Origin of the sequence: Rugamonas apoptosis, from assembly GCF_014042355.1 — a bacterium.
GTDB classification, from domain to species: domain Bacteria; phylum Pseudomonadota; class Gammaproteobacteria; order Burkholderiales; family Burkholderiaceae_D; genus Rugamonas; species Rugamonas apoptosis.
The window spans coordinates 482,706-498,837 of record NZ_JACEZU010000001.1 but is presented as its reverse complement, the minus strand read 5'-3'; the positions used below and the strand labels follow the sequence as shown (position 1 = coordinate 498,837).

Here is a 16,132-nt window from a genome sequence, read left to right as displayed (position 1 = left end):
CATCACCTTGCGGAGGACGACATGAGCATTGCCGGCAGCAGCTTGCGGGACACGGTATCGGCGGAAGAATGGCAAATCCGGGTGGACCTGGCGGCGGCCTACCGCCTGACGGCGTTGTTCGGCTGGGACGACTTGGTGTTCACCCACATCTCGGCCCGCGTGCCGGGGCCGGAGCACCATTTCCTGATCAACCCCTACGGCATGATGTTCGACGAGATCACGGCGTCTTCGCTGGTCAAGATCGATGGTGAAGGCAACAAGGTCAGCGAGTCGCCGTATGACATCAACCCGGCCGGTTTCGTGATCCACAGCGCCGTGCACGCGGCGCGCGAGAACGCCCATTGCGTGATGCACACCCATTCCGTGAACGGGGTGGCCGTGTCGGCCCAGCGCGAGGGGCTGCTGCCCATTTCGCAGCAGTCGATGGGCGTGCTGTCGTCGCTCGGCTATCACGATTATGAAGGCATCGCGCTCAATCCGGACGAGAAGCCGCGCCTGGTGCGTGACCTGGGCAACCACACCTACTTAATGCTGCGCAACCACGGCTTGCTGACGGTGGGCGCCACGCCGGCTGATGCCTTCGTGGCCATGTATTTCTTCGAGAGCGCCTGCACGATTCAATTGCGGGCGCAATCCGGCGGCGGGCCGCTGGTGCACATTCCGCAGGCAGTGCTGGACGGCGTGCGCGAGCAGATCAAGGTGGCCACGCGCGGCGTGCGTCCCGGCCCCTTGGCCTGGCCCGGCCTGTTGCGGCGGCTGGACCGCGCCAATCCTGGTTACGCTGATTGAGCCTGTTATTTCAGCCGGTCGCGGAGATGACAGGGGCAGACCCCAGGGGCTGGCACGTTGACCAACAGGGTGTCAGCGCACGGCGCGGATAGGACCGCGCAGCGCGTTGCACAGCACGATTTCCTGCGCCTGCTCGAACATGGCGCGGGTGATCACGCGTTCCTGCGCCTGCCAGGCCGGATCGTCCAGCATCACGCTGCGCATTACACCCGGCAGCACGCCGCTGGCCAGGGGCGGGGTGCACCACTGGCCGTCGAGTTTGACGAACACGCAGCTGCGCCCCCCCTCCGTCAACTCGCCGCGCTCGTTGAAGAACAGCGTATCGAATGCGCCTTGCGCTTCCGCTTCGCGCCAGGCCGCGTCGTAGCGGGTGCGCACGCTGCTTTTGTGGCGCAGGAACAGGTCGCTGGCGCTGGTGGTGTCCGGCGCCAGCAGCACCCGCACGGGCTCAGCCAGCGGCGCCAGCGGCGCGTGCTGGATGGAGAATGCGCCCGATGGCGCCAGCGCCAGCCGCACCCGGCATGGCTGGCCGGCCGGCAGGGCGGCGCGGGTGGCGTCCAGGTAGGCGTTGGCGGCGGCCGTGTCCCAGGGGTAGCCGAAGTAGGCGGCCGATGCGGCCAGCCGCGCCAGGTGGCGTTCGCGGTGGCGCATGCCGTCTTCGCGGGTGGCGTACAGGGTTTCGAACAGCTCGAAGTCGTTGTCCAGCCCCGTCAGGAAGCGGGCCTTGAGCGCGCATTCGGCATATTCCGCGCTGGCGTCGCTGTCGAAGACGATGCCGGCGCCGACGCCCATTTCACCGCGCCGCACGCCGTCCGCTTCCGCTTGCAGGGCCAGGGTGCGGATCGGCACCGACAGGCAGAAGTCGCCCACCGGCCGTCCTTGCGTCGGCTCGAACCAGCCGATGGCGCCCGTGTACAGGCCGCGCCGGTTCGGCTCCAGCTCGCGGATGATCTCCATGGTGCGGCGCTTGGGCGCGCCCGTGATGGAGCCGCAGGGGTAGAGCGCGTCGAAAATGTCGGCCAGGGTGGCGTCCTCGCGCAGGCGGGCCTGCACGGTGGAGGTCATTTGCAGCACGCCGCTGTATCGGCGCACTTCGAACAGGGCCGGCACGTCGACCGTGCCCGTCTGGGCCACGCGGCCGATGTCGTTGCGCAGCAGGTCGACGATCATCAGGTTCTCGGCCTGGTTCTTGGGATCGGCCGCCAGCGCGGCGGCGCGGCGCGCGTTTTCGTCCTGCTGGGCCGCCGGTGCGGCGGGCGCCGTGCCTTTCATGGGGCGCGCTGTCAGCAGGCCGTCCGCGTGGCGCACGAACAGTTCCGGCGACAGCGACAACACGGCCGTGCCATCGTCCAGCGCCACCAGCGCGCCGTAGGGCACGGGCTGGCGTGCGCGCAACCGCGCGTACAGGGCGGGCAGGCTGCCGAAGGCGTCGAAGCGCAAGCGGAAGGTGTAGTTGACCTGATACGTGTCGCCCGCTTCGATGTAGGCGTGGATGCGGTCCAGCGCCGCCGTGAATTCCGCCTGGTCCACGTTGGCGCGCACGGCGGCGATGCCGGCCGGGCGTTCGATGGGGAAGGAGCGGGCCGCCAGCCATTCGCCCACTTCTGGCGCCGACAGCAACTGGCATTGGTCGAACAGCAGCACCTGCGCCAGTGGCGTTGGCTGGGCCTCGGCCACGCTCAGTCCTTGCAGGTGTTCGCCCAGCTCGTAGGTGCACAGGGCCACGGCATGCTGGCCGCGCGCCAGCGCCGTTTGCATCTGTTCCAGCAACGCCGGCCAGTGCGCGATGTCGCGGCAGCGCAGGGTGGCGCAGTGGCCCGTGTACAGGCGGGAACGGGCATGGGTGCTGCCATCGGGGCTGGCGTCGTCCAGCAGGGCGAATACTTCAGGGGTCATTTCGATGTCGTGTTACGCCAGCAGCAGGGCGATCTGCAGCGCCGCGTCCTGTGCCGGATGGTGTTTGAAGCCGCTCTTGGCGTAGCGGTGCCAACGGCCCAGCACGAAGCTGGTCAGCATGCCGGCGCGGGCCGTCACTTCGGCCTCTGGCGCCTGGCCTTCGGCGGCGGCCGCGCGCAGCGCCTGTTTCAGGGCCAGTTCCACGCGGTCGTAGAACTGGTTCATGCGCTGCTGCAGGCGCTCATCCTCGTTGACCAGGGCATCGCCGATCAAGACCCGCGTCATGCCGGGATTATTGCTGGCGAATTGCAGCAGCATGGCCACCATGTCGCGCGCCTGCGCCATGCCGTCGTCCTGGCGCTCGGTGATCTGGTTGATCAGGCTGAACACGGACGTTTCGATGAACTCGATCAGTCCTTCGAACATCTGGGCCTTGCTGGCGAAGTGGCGGTACAGGGCCGCCTCGGAAAACGCCAGCTTGCGCGCCAGCGCGGCGGTGGTGATCTTGTCGCCCTTGGGTTGTTCCAGCATCTCGGCCAGGGCCTGGAGAATTTGCATCCGGCGCTGGCCCGGCGGTGTGCTTGCCATGTGATCTCGATAGGAAGGATGAAAAAACCCGCGTCAGCGCAGCCGGTGCAGGCGCGCGGGCAAATGCCTGACAGATTTTACTTTGACATCGACATAGCCGGGGCGATTTAGCGTTTTGGCGGGATGGGCCAGGCCCACCGCGTCGCCCACCCGCAGGTATTGGGTGATCCAGGCCGTGCGCATGCCCAGCGCGTGGGCGCTGCGCAGGTTGGCCAGGGTGTCCTCCACCAGCACGCAGCGGCCGGGCGTGAGGCCGTGGCGCCGCATCAGTTGGCGCAGCAGCAGCTTGGACGGCTTGGGCCGCAACTGGCCATGCACCCGCATCGCTTCCACCGCCACATGGTGCTGGAAATGGCGGTGCAGGCCCAGGTGGCGCAGCACTTGGGTGGAATAGCCGTGCGGTGCGTTGGTCAGCAGGATTTTGCGGCCGGGCAGGCGGCGCAGCAGGTGGCGCAGGCCCCGTTCGGCCCGTATCATGGCCGTCAGCTCGGGCATGTGGTGGGTTTCGGCCAGGAAGTGCTCGGCCCGCACGCCGTGGTGCTTGACCAATCCCAGCAGGGTGGCACCGTAGCGCTGCCAATACAGGGTGCGGGCCGCGTTGACCGCGTCCTGGCTGGCCGGCGTGGTGCCGTCGCCCAGCACGCGGGCGATGTAGTGGTTCATGTTGGCCATGATGGCCGGGAAGATGGCATGCGAGGCGTTGTGCAGCGTATTGTCCAGATCGAACAGCCACACGGGCGGGTTGCGGTTAATATTCACGGACGTCTCGATCAATAGCAGCAAAGGAAAGCATGCGACGCCAGATTATAGTGTTGTTCTGCAGTTTGTTCTGGTTTGCCCCCCATCCGCTGTTGGCGCAGGAGGGCGCGCAGCCGCAGGCGGGCCAGCCGGCCAATCAGCAGGCCACACCAAACCACGGCGCCCTGTTCAAGGTGGCGCGCGATGGCCACACCCTGTATTTGTTCGGCACCATTCACGTCGGCGCGCCCGATTTCTATCCGCTGGAAGCGCGCGTGCTGGGCGCACTGGAGCGTGCTTCCGTGCTGGCGCTGGAGATCGATCCGCTGGCCGACCCGGCCCGCATGGCGCAGGCGGTGCAGCAGTACGGCATGTACGCGCGCGGCGCGGGCAACGCGCAGGCGGCCTTGCCGGCGCCATACCGGCCGCGCCTGGAGCGCCTGTTGCGCCAGTACGCGCTCGATTCCGACACGGTGGCCGGCATGAAGCCCTGGTTGCTGGCCAGCGTGCTGACGGTGAGCGAATTCTCGGCCCAGGGCTACGACACGGCGCTGGCGGTGGACGCCTGGCTGGCGCGCCAGGCGCACCAGCGCAAGCTGCCGGTGCTGGAACTGGAATCGCCGGAAAGCCAGATGGCGCTGTTCGACCGCATGACGATCGAGGAGCAGTCGCGCTTCCTGCAGGAGGGCATCGCCGCCATCGAAGACCACCAGCAGAGCAGCCAGGCGCGCGAAATCGCTGAAGCATGGCGCGCCGCCGACGCCACGGCGCTCGACACGCTGGCGCGCAAGGCGGCCGACGATGACACCTTCTCAGGCCGTTTCGTGCAGCGGGTGCTGCTGGATGGGCGCAATCCGGGCCTGGCCGATGGCATCGCGGCGTTGCTGGCGCGCGAAACGAACAGCCTGGCGGCGATCGGGGTGTTGCATCTGGTGGGAACGAATAGCGTGCCGGAATTGCTGCGCAAGCGCGGACTGGCGGTGGAGCGGATTTACTGACTGCTGGGGAAGGGGGCTGCGGAGGGGAGTGCGAACTGTGCTGCGGATGGTGCCCTTGACGTGGATTGAACACGTGGCCTCTCCCTTACCAAGGGAGTGCTCTACCACTGAGCTACAAGGGCATTTTGATGTGGCGACGCGCTGTCAGAACGGTGCGCAACGCGTCGCCGTTTTTTCAGTGCGAACGGATCATAGTGCCAAAAGCCTGTTCGGTCAAGACTTCGAGCAATAAAGAGTGTTCAATACGGCCGTCAATGATGTGCACCGTGTTCACGCCGGACTTGGCGGCGTCCAGCGCCGATGAAATTTTAGGCAGCATGCCGCCCGAGATGGTGCCGTCGGCGAACATCTCGTCGATCTCGCGGGCCGACAGGTCCGTCACCAGGTTGCCCTGCTTGTCCTGCACGCCGGCGATGTTGGTCATCATGATCAGTTTTTCGGCTTTCAGGATTTCGGCGATCTTACCGGCCACCACGTCCGCGTTAATGTTGTAAGCCTGACCATCCTGGCCGAAGCCGATCGGCGAAATGATGGGGATGAACGCATCGTCCTGCAGCGCCTTGACCACGGCCGGGTTGATGGCGTCGATCTCGCCCACGAAGCCGATGTCGAGGAACTGGCCCGGATTGTCCTTGTCCGGCATCGCCATCTTGCGGGCGCGGATCAGGCCACCGTCCTTGCCGGTCAGGCCCACTGCCTGGCCGCCGTAGTGATTAATTAACATCACGATATCCTGCTGCACTTCGCCGCCCAGCACCCACTCCACCACTTCCATGGTTTCCTCGTCGGTGATGCGCATGCCCTGCACGAATGTGCCCTGCTTGCCGATCTTTTTCAGGGCATTGTCGATCTGCGGCCCGCCGCCGTGCACCACCACCGGATTCATGCCCACCAGCTTGAGCAGGATGACGTCGCGCGCGAAGCCGTGCTTCAGGCGTTCGTCGGTCATCGCGTTGCCGCCGTATTTGATGACGATGGTCTTGCCGTGGAAATTGCGGATGTACGGCAGCGCCTCGGCCAGAATTTGGGCCTTGATCTGCGGCGCCACCGCAGTCAGGTCGTCATTCATGCCTAGGTTCAGGTTGGTCAGGTGGGTCATGGCGGGTCCGGAATTAAGATTTTTGCGATTTTACAGCCTGCAGCTGTGCTCAAGTACGCATTATAGGGCCAACGTGTTGTATTTTCAGAGATCATCCGATAGTCTGAGCCCTTATGACCCCCACTCCCACTCTCCACCGCGAACTGGAAGCGATGCGGCCCCTGCTGGTCCGATTCGCCCATCTGCAGTTGCGCAACCAGGCGCTGGCCGAAGACGCCGTCCAGGACGCACTGATCGCCGTGCTGGAAAAACCCGAGCGGTTCGCCGGCCAGTCGTCGCTGCGCACCTATGTGACGGGCATCCTCAAGTTCAAGATCATCGACAACCTGCGCGCCAGCACCCGCGAGCGCCAGATCGACAGTTGCGACGACCAGTCCGAGGACGACGCCATCGACGCGCTGTTCCTGGCCGACGGCCACACCCGCGAACAACCGCTGGCTTGGGGCGATCCGGACCGCACGCTGGAGCAAAAGGACTTTTTCAAGGTGCTGGAGGTGTGCCTGGAGAAGCTGCCCGCCAAGACGGCCCGCATTTTCATGATGCGCGAGTGGCTGGAGCTGGAAACGGACGAAATTTGTAAGGAATTGGCGATTACCACGTCTAATGCTTGGGTACTCCTGTATCGGGCCCGCATGCGCCTGCGTGAATGCCTGGATTTGAACTGGTTTGGCAACCGCCAGACCGCCTGACCGTGCCATGGACTGCCTGCGATGACGGATACACATAAAACCCGCCTCAAGCCTACCTGCCGCGAAGTGCACCGGCTGGTGTCGGAAGGACTGGACCGCGAGCTGTCGCTGGTCGAACGCACCCGCATGCGGCTGCACCTGATGGTGTGCGACGCCTGCACCCGCTTCAACGGCCAGATGTCGCTGCTGCGCAAGGCCATGCGCGGCTTCCCGCTGGACATGGACGCGCCGCCCGGCCCCACCAACCCAAGCGACAAGGACGGCCAGCCATGAGCGTGTGCACGCGTTGCGGCGCCAGCTTCACCTGTGCCATGGCCGACGGTGGCGCCGATCCCTGCTGGTGCGCCAGCCTGCCGCTGGTGATGCCGGTGCCCTCGACTGAAGTGCTGGCACCGGCCGCCGACCCGTCGTGCTGGTGCCCCGATTGCCTGCGGCACCATATCTCAGGCAGCGCCGCCAGCGCCGCCGGCCCCACCACCGCCACCGCCACCAAACCCGAATAATTCACCGTAGCGAAGGAAAGCCGCATGCGTTTCAGCGATATCCGTATCCGGGCGCGGGTCAGCATCGGTTACGCGATCCTGATCTTGCTGATGATGGGGGTGATCGTGATCGGCGTGAGCCGCATCTACGCCATCCGCGCCGAGGCCGACCATATCCTGAGCCAGGACTGGGCCGCCGCCACTGCCATCAACATTATCGACACCCAGTCGCGCGAAGCGGCCACCCGCATCGTCACCCTCATCATCCAGAAGGACAAGCGGCAGCGGGTGGACAGTTACGCCCGCATTGACCAGATCAAGCGCGAGATCGACGCCCAGCTGGACCGGTTGGCCGTGCTGGACGCCACCCCGGAGGCGCGGTTGCAGATCGAGCGGGTCAAGCTGGCCCGTGCAGCCTACTACGATTCCTTCATCGCCGTGGCCGACCTGGTGGAAGCCGAGGAGCGCGACGCCGCCGAGGCGAAGATGAACACCATGGCGCTGCCGGCGCTGAACCACCTGCTGGAGCAGATCAAGACCCTGGACGGCGTGCAGCAGCGCCAGGTGATGGCCAGCGCCGACCGCGCCCGGGCCGACATCAACCGTTCGCTGCTGATCATGTCGCTGATGGGCGTGGCGGCGCTGGCGGTGGGCGTGAGTTTCGCCATCTCGGCCCGTTCCATCACGCGGCCGCTGGAGGCGGCCATCGCCATCGCCACCCGGGTCGGGCAGGGCGATCTCAGTTCCGTGATCGAGGTCACCTCGCGCGACGAGACAGGCGAACTGCTGCAGGCGCTCAAGCACATGACGGCCAGCCTGGCGGCCGAACAGCAACTGCGGCATGCCGTGACGGCGGCCGAGGACGCGACCAAGATGAAGTCCGACTTCCTGGCCAATATGTCGCATGAGATCCGCACGCCGATGAACGGCATCATCGGCATGACCCATCTGGCGCTGCAAACGGACCTCACGCCCAAGCAGCGCAATTACCTGGAAAAGGTGGAATCGGCCTCACGCAACCTGCTGGGCATCATCAACGACATTCTCGACTTCTCCAAGATCGAGGCGGGCAAGCTGGCCTTCGAGCGGGTCGACTTCTTCCTGGAAGACGTGATGGGCAACATCGCCGACCTGTCCACGATGCGGGCCCAGGAAAAAGGCCTGGAGCTGCTGTTCGACGTGGCGCCGGACGTGCCGCACGCGCTGCTGGGCGATCCGCTGCGCTTCGGCCAGGTGCTGATCAACCTGACCAACAACGCCATCAAGTTCACCGAACAGGGCGAGATCGTGGTCACTATCCGCGTGCTGGAGCGGAGCGCCGAACACGTGACGTTGCGGGTGGACGTGCGCGACACGGGCCCCGGCCTCACGCCGGAACAACAGTCGCGCCTGTTCCGCGCCTTCACCCAGGCCGATGCCTCCACCACGCGCCACCATGGCGGTACGGGCCTGGGCCTGACCATCAGCAAGCGGCTGGTGGAAATGATGGATGGCCAGATCGGGCTGGACAGCCAGCCCGGCGTGGGCAGCAATTTTTACTTCACGGCCCGCTTCGGGGTTGGCCAGCAGGAGCCGCCGCAGCCGCTGCCCGACGTCAGCGGCCTGCGGGTGCTGGTGGTGGACGACAACGCCAGCGCGCGCGAGATATTCCTCGGCATGCTGGGCTCCCTGAAGTTCGACGCGGCGGCGGCCGATAGCGGTGCCCACGCCGTGTACGCGGTGGCGCAGGCGCGCGAGCAGGGGCGCCCGTTCCGCGTGGTGCTGATGGACTGGCAGATGCCGGGCATGAATGGCGTCGCCGCCGTCAAGGCGATCCGCGCCGAGGCCGAGGCGGCGGGGGCGGCGCCGCCGGCCATGGTGATGGTGAGCGCCTACAGCCGCGACGCCCTGCTCGATGAGCTGCACGACCTGGCCGTGGAAGCCACGCTGAGCAAGCCGGTGAGCGCCTCGACCTTGCTCGATTCGATCTCCACCGTGTTCGGCCAGGACTTGCGGCGCTGCCGCAAGGCGCGCCGCGACGACAGCTATCGCCAGGCCGAACTGGCCGTGCGCGGGGCTTACCTGCTGCTGGTGGAGGACAATGAAGTGAACCAGGAGGTGGCGCAGCAGATCCTGAGTGACGCCGGTGTGCGGGTCGACATCGCCAGCAACGGCGCCCTGGCGCTGGCCAGGCTCGCCGCCAACGATTACGACGGGGTGCTGATGGACTGCCAGATGCCCGTTATGGATGGCTACGACGCCACCCGCAAGCTGCGCGAGGATGTGCGCCACGCGGCCTTGCCCGTGATCGCCATGACGGCCAACGCCATGGTGGGCGACAAGGAGAAATGCCTGGCGGCCGGCATGAACGATTTCATCGCCAAGCCGATCGACGTGGCGCAGCTGTTTACGACGCTGGCGCGCTGGGTCAAGCCGCGCGTACCGGCGCCGGAACCGGCCGCGCCGGAAGCCGTGCCGGAAGCGCAGCCGCTGCCCGCCATCGCCGGCCTGAAAATGGAAGCGGCGCTGCAGCGGGTGGGCGGCAACGCGGCCTTGATGCGCAAGCTGCTAAGCCGATTCGTGGAAACCCAGATCGACGCCATGCAGCGCATCGCCGATGCGATGGATAACAACGACCTGGCGGCGGCCACGCGCGAGGCCCACACCGTCAAGGGCCTGGCGGGCAATATCGGCGCCATGGCGCTGGCCGACGCGGCGGCCAAGGTGGAACAGATATTGGCCCAGGGCGTGGAGGAGGGGCGCGATGCGGCCCTCGCCGCCATGGGCCAGGAGTTGGGCGAGATGGTGACGCGGGTGTCGATGGCGCTGCGCGGCACGGCCGCCGCGGCGCCTGCGGCCGCGCAGGCGGGGCAAGCGGCGCTTGCGGCCCCGGCGCCCGCCGATCCGGCCGTGCTGGCCGGCGAAGTGCGCGAGATGGCGCGGCTGCTGGCGCAGGACGATGCGGCCGCCGTCAAGCTGCTCGATCGCGTGTGCCCCATGTTGACGGCGGCCGGGCAAGGCGAGCCATCACGCCAGCTGCGCCGCATGCTGGCGCAATACGATTTCGAGGGCGCGCTCGACGAATTGCGCGGTGTCGCGACTGCCTTGCAAATATCGCTATAAAATACGGTATTAGCCGAGGAAGATGATGACCACCCCATTGCAAGCCAAGCCGACCATCCTGGTGGTGGACGACACGCCGGACAACATCGACCTGCTGTGCGCCGTGCTGGAACACGATTACCGCACCAAGATCGCCGTCAACGGCGAGCGCGCGCTCAAGATCGCCCGGGGCGAGGCCAAGCCGGACCTGATCCTGCTCGACATCATGATGCCGGGTATGAGCGGCTACGACGTGTGCAAGGCGCTCAAGGCCGATCCGGCCACGCGCGATATTCCCGTCATCTTCGTCACCGCCATGAGCGAGGTGGCCGACGAGCAGCTGGGCCTGAGCCTGGGCGCGGTCGACTACATCACCAAGCCCGTATCGGCGCCCATCGTGCTGGCGCGGATCAAGACCCAGTTGTCCATGAAGCGGGTGCACGACTTCCTGCGTGACCAGAACCAGTTCCTGGTGACGGAAGTGGAGCTGCGCACGCGCGAGATCGTGGCGCTGCAGGATGTGACCATCCACACCATGGCGTCGCTGGCCGAAACGCGCGACAGCGAGACGGGCAACCATATCCGCCGCACGGCGCATTACGTCAAGGCGCTGGCGGAAAGGCTGCGCACCAACCCGCGCTTCGCCGCCTTCCTGACCGACGAGACGATAGAACTGCTGTTCAAGTCCGCGCCGCTGCACGACATCGGCAAGGTCGGCATCCCGGATCGCATCCTGCTCAAGCCGGGCCGCTTCGAGCCGTACGAGATGGAGATCATGAAGACCCACACCACGCTGGGGCGCGACGCCATCATGACGGCCGAGCGTGAACTGGGCATCGAGGTGGACTTCCTCAAGTACGCCAAGGAGATCGCCTACGGCCACCAGGAGAAGTGGGACGGCAGCGGCTATCCGCTAGGACTGGCGGGCGACGCCATCCCCATCTCCGCGCGCTTGATGGCGGTGGCTGATGTGTACGACGCCCTCATCAGCCGCCGCGTGTACAAGGAAGGCATGTCGCACGAGGAGGCCGTGGCCATCATCACGGCCGGGCGTGGCCAGCACTTCGACCCGGACATGGTGGACGCCTTCCTGGCCTTGCAGGACGAATTTATCGCGATCGCGAAACAGTATGCCGACTCCGACCAGGACATGGAGCGCAAGCGCGAAACGCTGGAATTATTTACGAAAGTAGCAGATGCAAATTGACACAGACATGCTGGGATTCGCGGCGGCCAGCTGCACCACCTGTTCCTTTATTCCGCAGGTGTGGCTGGTATGGCGGCAACGCGCCGCCGCCGGTATCTCGATCGGCATGTATTCGATCTTCAGCTTGGGCGTGTTCCTGTGGCTGTGCTATGGCGTGATGATCACGGCCTGGCCCATCATCATCGCCAACGCCCTTACCTTGCTGCTGGCGCTCAGTGTGCTTGGGATGAAGTGGCATTTCGAGCGGGTGGCACCGGAGGATCGCAGCGTTTAGCCCGGATTCAGCTTGATACCTGCCGTGGCGGAATGGCGGTCGCCAGGAAGCTCGCGATACGGTCCACCACCGCGCCCTCCTTTTCGCGGTGCGGCACATGGCGCAGGCCTGGCATGATCGCCACTTGTGCGGGGCCGCCGACCAAACCGGCGATGCGCTCGGGCTGCTGCGGGGAGCCATATTCATCGTCGCCGCCATGCATGACCAGCGTTGGGCAGCGCACCAACGGCAGCACTTGGTCCAGCGACCAGGGCGCGAACGCGGGAGACAGCCAGGTCTCCGTCCACGCATCCAGCACCCAACGGGCTTTGTCGCCGTGGTATTGGCGCAGCCGTGCGAATGCTTGCTCGTGCTGGAACGATGCCTTGGCCTCGACGATGCCGGCCCGCGTGCGGTCTTCCACAAACGCTTGCGCCGATTCCGTGATCAACGCCTGGCAGGCATCCGCATGGCGCGCCGCGCAATGCACGGCCATGCCGCCGCCCACGCTGTGGCCCATCGCGACAAAGCGCTGCAGGCCGAAATGGCGCAGTACCAGCGGAAAATACATGGCCGCTTCCTCCTCAATGAAATCCATGCCGATGTCGTCGCTGCGCGGATCGGACTGCCCAAAGCCCAGCCGGTCGTAAGCGATCACCTGCCTGCCGCTGCCTGCCGCCAGCGCGGCGGGAAAGGAACGCCACAACTGGATACTGCCCAGCGAATCGTGCAGCAGCACGATGGGCGCGCGGCCGTCCGTTGGCGCGGCTGGCGTCCAGCTGCGGGCGAACAGACGGCCTTGCGGCGTGGCGATCCAGTGGTCGGAGGTCGTTGGATTGGAAGTATTCATCGCGGCGGGTTAGTTCAGCAAATGATGCAGCATGGCTGTTGAAGTACTGCCGATCATAACAGCCCGCAGCGCTTTGCCGTCACCACCCCATCAGCTCACCGTGCTGAAAAACCGCATCATCTCCCGGCTCGCATCGGGCCCTTTGCCGTCCGTGTAGCTGCCTTGCGCGCTGCCGCCGGACCAGGCGTGGCCCGCGCCGTGCACCACCCAGTGTTCGACCACGGGCTTGCCATCGTCGCCACGGTGGGTAGTCTGGGTGTAGCGGTGGCCGTTGGGCACGCTGCCCGATTGCACCGACGGCACGCTGGCCGCCGCGTTGCCGTTCAGCCGCTGCGCCATCACCGCCTCGCCGTTGCGGGGGTGGACGGTGGTGTCGCGGTCGCCGTGGAACACGATGATGGGCAGGCTGCCGCCGGAGGCCTTGTTTGCGCCGGTGCCGCGCTTCATGGCGCTCAGCGCCGACGGCAAATCCTGCGCCGACGCATATGGCAGACCGGAATGCACACCCACGGCCGCGAATACGTCCGGGTACAGCGTGCCCACGATGACGGCCATGGCGCCGCCGGCCGACAGGCCCGCCACGTACACTTGCCCGTCCAGCACGCGGTAATCGCGCTTGACCTGTTCAGCGATGCCGGCGATCAGCGATGGCTCGCCCTGGCCGCGCTGCTGGTCGATGGCGTTGAACCAGTTCCAGCATTTGCCATTGTTGGCTTGCCTGGTCTGTTCGGGATAGGCCACCAGGAACTGGCGTTCCTCGGCCACTTCGTTCATGCGGGTGCCGGCCGCGAAGTCGTCCGGGTTCTGGGTGCAGCCGTGCAGCATCACCAGCAGCGGCATGGGCTGGCCGTTGTAGCTGGACGGGATGTATAGCTTGTATTTGCGCTCGCCTGCGTGGTTGGCGTAACTGCCCGTGATGAATTGCGCGCCCGGCGGCAACGGGGCCGGCGCGGCGCGGGGCGCGTCGTAGCCGGGCAGGTCGAGGCCGGACAGGTCCAATGGCGGCAGGTTGAGGTTGGCGACGTCGAACTTCGGTAGTTCGAAGTTCTTCAAGCCGGACGGCAGGGCGCCGTTGATCCCGGCCTGGATATCGACCGCGATGCCCATGCGGTTGAGCAGGTCCTGCGCATACTCGATGGGGTGGGTGGCCGGATCGGGCGCGGCACCGGCTGGGTGGAACGATGCGTCCGGCGGCGGTTGTGGTGCGGTCCTGGCGGCGGCCTGCCGGGCGTCGGCGGCGCTTGGTGCGCGTGGTGCGCCTCGGGCACCGGGAGCGTCGGCGGCGTTGTGAACGTCGTGATCGGCCCGCGCATCGACGCAGACGGCGTCCTCCACCGCCACGTCCGTACCATGGCCGTGTGCATCGGATGCGTCCTCCGTCCTGGCGGGCGGTGAATTAATGTCGCGCATGGCTGGCGTAGTTGGCGTGGTGGCGCGCGGTGTGCCGCGCAGGCCGTTCAGCGCCTGCTGGATGGCCGCCGTGGCGGCGGCCGGTCCCTTGTTCAGTAGTTTGTTGGTCGCGGCGCGCATTTGCGCCAGCAGTGTGGAATCGAATTTCATAAGCCGTCCTTCAACAATGCTGCGCCATCCGGACTACTGGTGGACAGGCGCGTTAGTGAATTCGCCCGGCCAGGGCGGTCTTGACCACGGTGCTCGCGTGCAGCGCGCCGAGCACGAAAATCGATTCGATGGTGGCCAGCGCCAGTTCCACCGAGACGTCGCTGGCGATGCTGGCCATCCCCAGCACCTGGATCTGCAGGCGCTGGCCGGCGGCCTGGATGGCTTCCAGGTCGGCGCGCGAATAGTGCTGCATGCCCAGCACCAGGCTTTTGCGCGCCACCGTCTGCTTGACCACGTCCGCGTGGGCATTGAGCTGGTTGCGGATCGCCGTGCGTATCAGGTCGGTGCGGTTGGAATAAAACCCTTCCTGCACCAGTAAATCGATTTGTCCCAGGTCGATTGGTCCCAGATTGATGGTGATTTTTTCCGATTCGCTCGTTTTGAGCTTCAGCTCTTGCTTGGCCATATGTCTCCGTGCGGCGCTTGGGTTTGGTTGCTGGCATCTGGTAGCCATCCAACCACCATCTACATGGATGGTAGTATAGCCCCATGACGTGGCAGGTCAAGCGCGATTTCCCGCTTTGCGTTATGGTGACGCATCGAAATAGTCGGGCCGCCGCGCCTGCGGCACGGCATAATGGACGCATTTCTTCGTTAACAATACAGCAATATGAATTCAACACCGTCCACCACCGCTCCTACCGTGCCCGAACTGGCCACGCCGGTACCATCACCGTGCGTCAGCCTGTGCAAGATGAGTCCCGAGACGGGCTATTGCCTCGGCTGCATGCGCACCCTCGAGGAAATCATCGCCTGGTCCAAGGCGGACGACACGTACAAGCGCGGCGTGTGGGCGGAAATCCGGCGCCGCGAGGCATTGATCGACTTTTAAGGGAAGGTGGCAGGCATGCATGGATTACCCGATTCGATCCAGGTGTTCGAGCGCGGCTGGCTCTCGTCCAACAACATCCTGCTGGTGGGCCGCCACGACACGGCCCTGATCGACAGCGGCTACCTGACCCATGCGCCGCAGACGCTGGCGCTGGTGCGCCACGGGCTGCACGGCCGCCATCTGGACCGGCTGCTCAACACGCACCTGCATTCCGACCACTGCGGCGGCAACGCCATCCTGCAGGCCCATTATGGCTGCAATACGGCGATTCCGGCGGCGGAGGCGGACAAGGTGCGGCATTGGGACGTGGAGGCGCTCAGCTTCAAGGCCACCGGCCAGCAGTGCGAGCGCTTCAGCTTCGACAGCACCATCTCCTGCGGCGACGTGCTGACGCTGGCCGATATGGAATGGCGCGCCCTGGGTGCGCCCGGCCACGATCCCCATTCGCTGATTTTCTACTGTCCTGAGCACCGCGTGCTGGCCTCGGCCGACGCGCTGTGGGAGAACGGTTTTGGCGTGATCTTCCCGGAGCTGGACGGCGAGTCCGGCTTCGCCGAGGAGCGCGCCACGCTGGACCTGATCGAAGGGCTGGACGTGCGGCTGGTGATCCCCGGCCACGGCGCGCCGTTCACGGACGTGCAGGGCGCGCTGGCGCGGGCCCGCTCGCGGGTCGATTACCTGGAGGCCGATCCGGTGCGCAACGCGCAGAACGCGATCAAGGTGCTGCTCAAGTTCCTGCTGCTGGAACGGCAGCGCATCGCCCTGGCCGAATTGCCGCAGATGCTGTTGTCCATGCCCGTGTTCGCGACCGCCAATACGCGCTATCTGCGCCAGACGCCGGAGCAACTGGCGCAATGGGCGGTGGGCCAGCTGGTCAAGGGTAGCGCGGCACACGTCGAGGGTGAGTACTTACTTAACGACTAGCGGCGGGGCGCTGTAGCGCGCCTCCTCCGTTACCCGCACGACCGTTCGGTTTGCGGTCTATAATCGTTCGACCGCCGTTTTTATCC

General features: G+C 65.8%; 17 protein-coding genes and 1 tRNA gene. 10 read left to right on the top strand and 8 right to left on the bottom strand.

What is annotated here, in order from left to right; all coding sequences use genetic code 11:
• The first annotated feature begins 21 nt into the window (after positions 1-21).
• Positions 22-789: a class II aldolase/adducin family protein gene (locus H3H39_RS02225; RefSeq protein WP_182151616.1), complete on the top strand. Its 768-nt coding sequence runs from the start codon at positions 22-24 to the stop codon at positions 787-789.
• A gap of 72 nt (positions 790-861) precedes the next feature.
• Here H3H39_RS02225 and pabB read toward each other — a convergent pair whose 3' ends face one another.
• Genes pabB through H3H39_RS02210 form a run of 3 tightly spaced genes read right to left on the bottom strand, consistent with a single transcriptional unit; the run spans position 862 to position 4,032 of the window.
• Positions 862-2,685, bottom strand: a complete 1,824-nt coding sequence (gene pabB, locus H3H39_RS02220) for an aminodeoxychorismate synthase component I (protein ID WP_182151615.1) — start codon at positions 2,683-2,685, stop codon at positions 862-864.
• Positions 2,686-2,697: 12 nt separating this feature from the next.
• On the bottom strand, positions 2,698-3,273 hold the full coding sequence (gene slmA / locus H3H39_RS02215) for a nucleoid occlusion factor SlmA (RefSeq protein WP_182151614.1): 576 nt from the start codon (positions 3,271-3,273) through the stop codon (positions 2,698-2,700).
• 33 nt (positions 3,274-3,306) lie between these two features.
• Positions 3,307-4,032 carry a pyrimidine 5'-nucleotidase gene (locus H3H39_RS02210; RefSeq protein ID WP_311196830.1) on the bottom strand — a complete coding sequence of 242 codons (726 nt, stop codon included), beginning with the start codon at positions 4,030-4,032 and terminating at the stop codon, positions 3,307-3,309.
• A gap of 32 nt (positions 4,033-4,064) precedes the next feature.
• Between H3H39_RS02210 and H3H39_RS02205 the strand changes: the two genes are divergently transcribed.
• Positions 4,065-5,009 (top strand): TraB/GumN family protein, encoded by a 945-nt coding sequence (locus tag H3H39_RS02205; protein ID WP_182151613.1) that lies wholly within the window; start codon positions 4,065-4,067, stop codon positions 5,007-5,009.
• Between the two features lie 47 nt (positions 5,010-5,056).
• On the opposite strand, the gene H3H39_RS02200 is transcribed toward H3H39_RS02205, so the two are convergent.
• Positions 5,057-5,131, bottom strand: a tRNA-Thr gene (locus H3H39_RS02200).
• Positions 5,132-5,184: 53 nt separating this feature from the next.
• Complete coding sequence (gene argB, locus H3H39_RS02195) at positions 5,185-6,078, bottom strand: acetylglutamate kinase (protein WP_182151946.1); 894 nt, start codon at positions 6,076-6,078, stop codon at positions 5,185-5,187.
• A 143-nt stretch (positions 6,079-6,221) separates the two neighbouring features.
• On the opposite strand from argB, the gene H3H39_RS02190 reads away from it, so the two are divergent.
• The 6 genes from H3H39_RS02190 to H3H39_RS02165 are packed head-to-tail and all read left to right on the top strand — an operon-like array spanning position 6,222 to position 11,841.
• Positions 6,222-6,797 (top strand): sigma-70 family RNA polymerase sigma factor, encoded by a 576-nt coding sequence (locus H3H39_RS02190; protein ID WP_182151612.1) that lies wholly within the window; start codon positions 6,222-6,224, stop codon positions 6,795-6,797.
• A 21-nt stretch (positions 6,798-6,818) separates the two neighbouring features.
• The gene (locus tag H3H39_RS02185; protein ID WP_182151611.1) at positions 6,819-7,070 is read left to right on the top strand and encodes a zf-HC2 domain-containing protein; all 252 of its coding nucleotides are present in this window, start codon (positions 6,819-6,821) and stop codon (positions 7,068-7,070) included.
• Complete coding sequence (locus tag H3H39_RS02180) at positions 7,067-7,300, top strand: cysteine-rich CWC family protein (protein ID WP_182151610.1); 234 nt, start codon at positions 7,067-7,069, stop codon at positions 7,298-7,300. Before H3H39_RS02185 ends, H3H39_RS02180 begins: the two co-directional genes overlap by 4 nt.
• A gap of 24 nt (positions 7,301-7,324) precedes the next feature.
• On the top strand, positions 7,325-10,381 hold the full coding sequence (locus tag H3H39_RS02175) for a hybrid sensor histidine kinase/response regulator (protein WP_182151609.1): 3,057 nt from the start codon (positions 7,325-7,327) through the stop codon (positions 10,379-10,381).
• Positions 10,382-10,403: 22 nt separating this feature from the next.
• Complete coding sequence (locus H3H39_RS02170) at positions 10,404-11,567, top strand: response regulator (protein ID WP_182151608.1); 1,164 nt, start codon at positions 10,404-10,406, stop codon at positions 11,565-11,567.
• Positions 11,557-11,841, top strand: coding sequence for a SemiSWEET transporter (locus H3H39_RS02165; RefSeq protein WP_182151607.1), 285 nt, complete (start codon positions 11,557-11,559; stop codon positions 11,839-11,841). Before H3H39_RS02170 ends, H3H39_RS02165 begins: the two co-directional genes overlap by 11 nt.
• 7 nt (positions 11,842-11,848) lie before the next feature.
• Here the strand turns inward: H3H39_RS02165 and H3H39_RS02160 are convergent, their stop codons facing one another.
• The 3 genes from H3H39_RS02160 to H3H39_RS02150 form a co-directional block, all read right to left on the bottom strand.
• Entirely contained in the window at positions 11,849-12,670 is an 822-nt protein-coding gene (locus H3H39_RS02160; RefSeq protein ID WP_182151606.1) for an alpha/beta fold hydrolase, read from the bottom strand.
• 90 nt (positions 12,671-12,760) lie between these two features.
• Positions 12,761-14,230, bottom strand: a complete 1,470-nt coding sequence (locus H3H39_RS02155; RefSeq protein ID WP_229217821.1) for an extracellular catalytic domain type 1 short-chain-length polyhydroxyalkanoate depolymerase — start codon at positions 14,228-14,230, stop codon at positions 12,761-12,763.
• A 52-nt stretch (positions 14,231-14,282) separates the two neighbouring features.
• A complete protein-coding gene (locus tag H3H39_RS02150; protein ID WP_182151605.1) occupies positions 14,283-14,696 on the bottom strand; it encodes a ribbon-helix-helix domain-containing protein in 414 nt (137 codons plus the stop codon).
• Between the two features lie 204 nt (positions 14,697-14,900).
• Here H3H39_RS02150 and H3H39_RS02145 point away from each other — a divergent pair, with 204 nt between their 5' ends.
• Complete coding sequence (locus H3H39_RS02145) at positions 14,901-15,122, top strand: DUF1289 domain-containing protein (RefSeq protein ID WP_182151604.1); 222 nt, start codon at positions 14,901-14,903, stop codon at positions 15,120-15,122.
• A 15-nt stretch (positions 15,123-15,137) separates the two neighbouring features.
• A complete protein-coding gene (locus H3H39_RS02140) occupies positions 15,138-16,046 on the top strand; it encodes an MBL fold metallo-hydrolase (protein WP_182151603.1) in 909 nt (302 codons plus the stop codon).
• The last annotated feature ends 86 nt before the right edge of the window (positions 16,047-16,132 follow it).